Source organism: Rhizobium sp. NZLR11, assembly GCF_019685115.1.
Classification (GTDB): domain Bacteria; phylum Pseudomonadota; class Alphaproteobacteria; order Rhizobiales; family Rhizobiaceae; genus Rhizobium.
The window spans coordinates 57,284-63,478 of the sequence record NZ_JABDWD010000030.1 but is presented as its reverse complement, the minus strand read 5'-3'; the positions used below and the strand labels follow the sequence as shown (position 1 = coordinate 63,478).

5 protein-coding genes and 1 pseudogene are annotated in these 6,195 nt (G+C 58.0%); 5 read left to right on the top strand and 1 reads right to left on the bottom strand.

Translation table 11 applies throughout. From position 1 onward, the window contains the following. From sucC to mce, 5 genes and pseudogenes are all read left to right on the top strand, one after another. Positions 1-269: pseudogene (gene sucC / locus HJB83_RS31330) on the top strand (succinate--CoA ligase subunit beta); the annotation flags it as partial. Positions 270-287: 18 nt separating this feature from the next. Further along, positions 288-1,190: a succinate--CoA ligase subunit alpha gene (sucD, locus tag HJB83_RS31325; protein WP_221159766.1), complete on the top strand. Its 903-nt coding sequence runs from the start codon at positions 288-290 to the stop codon at positions 1,188-1,190. A 67-nt stretch (positions 1,191-1,257) separates the two neighbouring features. After that, a complete protein-coding gene (locus tag HJB83_RS31320; RefSeq protein WP_221159765.1) occupies positions 1,258-3,258 on the top strand; it encodes an acetyl/propionyl/methylcrotonyl-CoA carboxylase subunit alpha in 2,001 nt (666 codons plus the stop codon). Continuing rightward, positions 3,258-5,399: a methylmalonyl-CoA mutase gene (gene scpA, locus HJB83_RS31315; RefSeq protein WP_221159764.1), complete on the top strand. Its 2,142-nt coding sequence runs from the start codon at positions 3,258-3,260 to the stop codon at positions 5,397-5,399. The genes HJB83_RS31320 and scpA overlap by 1 nt, the downstream gene beginning before the upstream one ends. Positions 5,400-5,405: 6 nt before the next feature. After that, positions 5,406-5,816, top strand: coding sequence for a methylmalonyl-CoA epimerase (gene mce, locus HJB83_RS31310; RefSeq protein WP_221159763.1), 411 nt, complete (start codon positions 5,406-5,408; stop codon positions 5,814-5,816). Positions 5,817-5,906: 90 nt separating this feature from the next. Here the strand turns inward: mce and HJB83_RS31305 are convergent, their stop codons facing one another. Then, positions 5,907-6,077 carry a hypothetical protein gene (locus tag HJB83_RS31305; protein WP_221159762.1) on the bottom strand — a complete coding sequence of 57 codons (171 nt, stop codon included), beginning with the start codon at positions 6,075-6,077 and terminating at the stop codon, positions 5,907-5,909. Between the last annotated feature and the right edge of the window lie 118 nt (positions 6,078-6,195).

Genomic DNA, 6,195 nt, shown 5'->3' with positions numbered 1-6,195 from the left:
CTGCGGCTTTCAAGATCATCACCGCAGACCCCAAGGTCGAAGGCATTCTCGTCAACATCTTCGGCGGCATCATGAAGTGCGATGTCATTGCCGAGGGCGTCATTGCCGCGGTCAAGGAAGTCGGCCTGAAGGTTCCGCTCGTGGTGCGCCTCGAAGGCACCAATGTCGAACTCGGCAAGAAGATCCTCAACGAATCGGGTCTTGCGATCACTGCGGCTGACGACTTGGACGATGCGGCCAAGAAGATCGTCGCTGCGATCAACGCCTAATTTGAAGGACCCGAAAGTATGCCTATTCTCGTCAATAAAGAGACCAAGGTCCTCGTTCAGGGCCTGACCGGCAAGACCGGCACCTTCCACACCGAGCAGGCGCTTGCCTATTACGGTACGCAGATGGTCGGTGGTATCCACCCGAAGAAGGGTGGCGAAACCTGGACCGGTTCGAAGGGCGAAAGCCTGCCGATCTTCGCGACGGTTGCCGAAGCCAAGGAACGGACCGGCGCCAATGCCAGTGTCATCTACGTTCCGCCGGCCGGCGCTGCCGATGCGATCATCGAGGCGATCGAAGCCGAGATCCCGTTCATCACCTGCATCACCGAAGGCATCCCGGTCATGGACATGGTCCGCGTCAAGGCTCGCCTCGACCGCTCCAAGTCGCGCCTGCTTGGACCGAACTGCCCGGGCATCATGACGCCGGAAGAATGCAAGATCGGCATCATGCCGGGCTCGATCTTCCGCAAGGGCTCGGTCGGTATCGTTTCGCGCTCCGGCACGCTCACCTATGAAGCCGTGTTCCAGACGTCGAACGAAGGCCTTGGCCAGACGACGGCCGTCGGTATCGGCGGCGACCCGGTCAAGGGAACCGAGTTCATCGACATCCTCGAAATGTTCCTCGCCGACGACGAAACCAAGTCGATCATCATGATCGGCGAAATCGGCGGCGCGGCTGAAGAAGAAGCAGCGCAGTTCCTGATCGACGAGGCCAAGAAGGGTCGCAAGAAGCCGATGGCCGGCTTCATCGCCGGTCGCACGGCTCCGAAGGGCCGCACAATGGGCCATGCGGGCGCTGTCGTTTCCGGCGGGAAGGGTGATGCGGAATCCAAGATCGCGGCCATGGAGCAGGCTGGCATCGAGGTATCGCCTTCCCCGGCGCGCCTGGGCAAGACGCTGGTCGAAGTCCTCAAGGGTTGAGACGCCACAGATTTCAAGACAGATAACGATTTCTTGACGTAGCGATGACGTCGTAGGCGGAAATATCATGTTCAAAAAAATACTGATTGCGAACCGCGGTGAAATTGCTTGCCGCGTCATCAAGACGGCCAGAAAAATGGGCATCGCCACGGTCGCCGTCTATTCCGACGTGGATGCTGGAGCTTTGCACGTAAAGTTGGCCGACGAGGGGGTGCATATCGGACCGGCACCATCGAACCAGTCCTATCTCGTCATGGACACGATTCTCGACGCGATCCGTAAATCTGGCGCCGATGCGGTGCATCCAGGCTACGGCTTTCTGTCGGAAAATGCAGAGTTTGCACGTGCGCTGGAAAGGGAAGGCGTTGCTTTCGTCGGGCCGCCGGTTGGAGCCATTTCGGCTATGGGCGACAAAATTTCTTCGAAGAAGCTGGCGGCGGAGGCGGGTGTTTCCACAGTGCCCGGCCACATGGGCCTCATTACCGATGCCCATGAAGCGTCGAAGATTTCCCGCGAAATCGGCTATCCGGTGATGATTAAGGCATCGGCGGGCGGTGGTGGAAAGGGCATGCGCATTGCCTGGAACGATGTCGAAGCGCAAGAGGGGTTTCAGTCCTCCAAAAATGAGGCGAGTGCTTCCTTTGGCGATGACCGAATCTTTATCGAGAAATTTGTCACACAACCGCGTCATATCGAAATTCAGGTGCTCGGGGACAAACATGGCACGGTCCTCTATCTCGGAGAGCGCGAATGTTCGATCCAGCGGCGAAACCAGAAGGTCATCGAAGAGGCGCCCTCACCGTTTCTTGATACGGAAACGCGTAATGCCATGGGCGAGCAGGCCGTTGTCCTCGCAAAGGCCGTGGGCTATCACTCCGCCGGCACCGTCGAATTCATCGTTGATGGTGCTCGCAATTTCTACTTCCTTGAAATGAATACCCGTCTGCAAGTCGAGCACCCGGTCACAGAACTCATCACCGGCGTTGATTTGGTCGAACAGATGATCCGTGTCGCCGCTGGCGAAAAACTTTCTTTCGGTCAAGCAGACGTGAAGCTGAATGGTTGGGCCATCGAGAGCCGGCTCTACGCTGAGGACCCCTACCGCAATTTCCTCCCCTCGATCGGCCGCCTGTCGCGTTACCGTCCGCCACTGGAAGGGAAAAGGGCGGACGGCACCATCGTGCGCAACGATACCGGCGTATTCGAAGGCGGGGAGATCTCTATGTACTATGATCCCATGGTGGCAAAGCTCTGCTCTTGGGCCCCTGATCGATTGGCTGCCATCGACACCATGAGCAGGGCACTTGACGATTTCGAGGTAGAAGGCGTCGGCCACAACTTGCCATTTCTCTCCGCGGTGATGCAGCATGATCGATTTCGGTCTGGTGACATCAACACTTCGTTTATCCAAGAAGAATTTCCTGATGGCTTCCACGGTGTAGTTCCGGACGCCAAGTCGTCTTGCACGCTTGCCGCCGTTGCGGCCCTCATCAATCACTCCATACAACGCCGGGCGGTACGGATCTCCGGGACAATCGGAAACCATCGCAGAATTATCAAACGTGACTGGGTGGTGAAGATTGGCGAAAAGCTATTCGAGATTGATTTCGAAGCCTCGCCAGAGGGCGGCACAGTGCGTTTTACGGACAACGCGGTGAATATAGGTAGTATTTGGACGCCAGGTCAGCGTCATGCAGTATTTCATGTCGACGGCGACCCGATCGGCGTAAAGGTGTCTATCGTGGGAACCGGCATTCGGCTGCGTTGGCAGGGGATAGACATCGTCGCCTATGTGCGCGAGCCGCGCGTTGCACAGCTTGCGGCGCTGATGCTGTTCAAACAGCCCGCCGACACATCCAAGATGCTGCTCTGCCCGATGCCAGGCATAATTACCCACGTGGCGGTCAAGGAGGGAGACGAGGTCGAGCCAGGGCAAGCAATCGCCGCGGTTGAAGCCATGAAGATGGAAAACACGTTACGCGCGGAGCGACGGGGTAAGGTAAGGCGTGTCGTCGCGATTGTGGGCCAAAGTCTCGCAGTCGACGAACTGATCATGGAGTTCGAGTAATGACGAGCGACAAGACCCTCGCTGATTGGGCGACGTTGGCAACGAGAGAGTTGAAGTCGCCGGCCGAAAACCTAATCTGGAGCACGCCAGAAGGAATTGCCGTCAAGCCGCTGTACACGCAACAAGATCTGAAGGCGATTGATCACCTCGATTCTTTGCCGGGTTTTGCGCCGTTCGTTCGAGGGCCACGCGCCACAATGTATACGGGTCGCCCGTGGACGATCCGGCAGTATGCCGGCTTTTCTACAGCCGAAGCATCCAACGGTTTCTATCGGCGCAATCTTGCGGCCGGTCAGAAGGGCCTCTCCGTTGCCTTCGACCTTGCCACTCATCGTGGCTATGACAGCGATCACGCGCGCGTCGTCGGCGATGTTGGCAAGGCGGGTGTGGCGATCGACAGCGTCGAGGACATGAAGATACTCTTCGATGGCATTCCTCTGCAAGACATGTCCGTCTCTATGACCATGAACGGTGCGGTCATCCCTATTCTGGCGAATTTTATTGTCACTGGCGAGGAGCAGGGCGTTCCTCGCGCGATGCTTTCGGGCACCATCCAGAACGATATTTTAAAGGAATTCATGGTCCGCAATACGTACATCTATCCTCCGGAACCTTCCATGCGGATTATTGCAGACATCATCGCCTATACATCAAAGGAGATGCCGAAGTTTAACTCGGTCTCCATCTCCGGCTATCACATGCAAGAGGCGGGTGCGACGCTGGTGCAGGAGCTTGCCTTTGCACTGGCAGACGGACGCGAATATGTGCGCGCGGCCATCGCCAAGGGCTTAGATGTTGACGATTTCGCCGGGCGGCTCTCCTTCTTCTTCGCGATTGGCATGAATTTCTTCATGGAGGCGGCCAAGCTTCGTGCCGCCCGGCTTCTATGGTCGCGGATCATGGAAGAATTTAAGCCGCAAAAAGCCTCGTCCTTGATGCTGCGTACTCATTGCCAGACCTCGGGCGTCTCGCTGCAGGAACAGGATCCCTACAACAACGTCATTCGCACCGCCTATGAGGCGCTGGCTGCCGTTCTGGGCGGCACCCAATCCTTGCACACCAACGCGCTGGATGAAGCGATTGCATTGCCGACCGAATTCTCCGCCCGAATCGCCCGCAACACACAGCTTATCCTGCAGCACGAGACGGGTGTCACCAGGGTAATAGATCCACTGGCGGGATCCTATTACGTGGAAAGTCTGACTGCCGAGCTTGCGACGCAGGCCTGGGCTTTGATCGAGGAAGTCGAGGCGCTTGGTGGCATGACACGAGCTGTCGCAACAGGCATGCCCAAGCGCAGGATCGAGGAAGCCGCAACCCGCCGCCAGGCAGCCGTCGATCGTGGCGAAGAGGTCATCGTTGGCGTCAACAAATATCGGCTTGAGAACGAAGACACCCTTGATACACTGGACATCGACAATGCTGCCGTTCGCATCGCCCAGGTTAAGCGGATCGAAGATACGAAATCCCGCCGCGATCAGGCGACCACCGCCGCGGCTCTCTCGATGTTGACGGACATCGCACGCAGCGGCGATGGAAATCTTCTGGAGGCCGCCGTCAGTGCAGCGCGTGCGCGCGCTACGGTGGGCGAGATCTCGGACGCAATGCGCCTGATCTTCGGTGATCACACCGCCACGCCCGAAGTGGTGACCGACGTGTATCGCGCTGCCTATGAAGACGATCCGGAATATTCAACATTGGTCCATCGCGTTGGCGACTTTGCAAAATCGCTTTCGTTCAAGCCGAAGATCATGGTGGCCAAGCTTGGGCAGGACGGGCATGACCGCGGTGCCAAGATTATCGCGTCCGCATTTGGTGACATCGGCTTCGAGGTTCTGGCTGGACCGTTATTCCAGACGCCCGAAGAAGCGGCCGAAATGGCGGTCGCCAACAAGGTTCACGTTGTCGGCATATCGTCGCTCGCCGCCGGGCACAAGACCCTGGCGCCCCAGCTCGTGGCGGCACTTGAGGCTCGCGGCGCACGCCATATCATCGTCGTCGTCGGTGGCGTCATTCCGCGTAAGGACTACGACTTTCTGATCGCAAACGGCGTCGCTGCCGTCTTCGGTCCCGGCACCAATGTTCTTGAAGCTGCTCGCGCAATCATCGATCTGATGCAGGGCAGTTTGCGCAATTCGTGAGGTCACATGCTCGGTCCCTTAAATCATATTGCCATCGCCGTGCCGGACCTTGCAGGTGCCGTCGCCCTCTACGGGAAAATCGGTGCAATGGTTTCGCCGCCGCATGATCTGCCGGAACACGGCGTCACGGTCGTTTTCATCCAGTTCCTGAATACCAAGATCGAGCTTCTCTATCCGCTCGGGGAAGACTCGCCGATCAGGTCCTTTCTGGCAAAAAACCCCTCCGGTGGCATTCACCACATTTGCTTCGAGGTCGACGACATCCACGCAACGGGCAGGAAAGTCTCTGGGTTGGGCGTACGAATGCTCGGATCAGGCAACCCGAAAGCCGGGGCACACGGCCTTCCGGTTCTGTTTGCGCACCCGGCCGACTTTTTCGGAACGCTTGTGGAATTTGAGCAGGCAATCGCAACGTGAGCGTAAGTATTCCTTGCTGCAAGGGCAGCACTGCAAAGGCGACCGGTACGCAGCGAGCCGCCGATGCCACTTTAACATTTGCATATTGTCCTACGAGCCGCGCGACACCAGCACCACGGAAGGCGCGTCGACGATATCCCGGCTGTCCTGATGTTCGTCTAGCGAGCCCGTCAGGTCTGGGCTGCGCCCCTCAAGGAGAATGGGAAGCTGGGAGCCGAACGCCACTCGGTGACCGAAGCCATGTGCATCAGGGTCACGCATTGGAGACTGGTTCAAGAACCGAACGGCAGATGCCTGTCGCGCGGAAGGAAGAGATTTAGCCGATCGGCGAAAATGCCGGTCAAAAACAACAGAACCCGAGGAAAAGCCGCCAAACTGA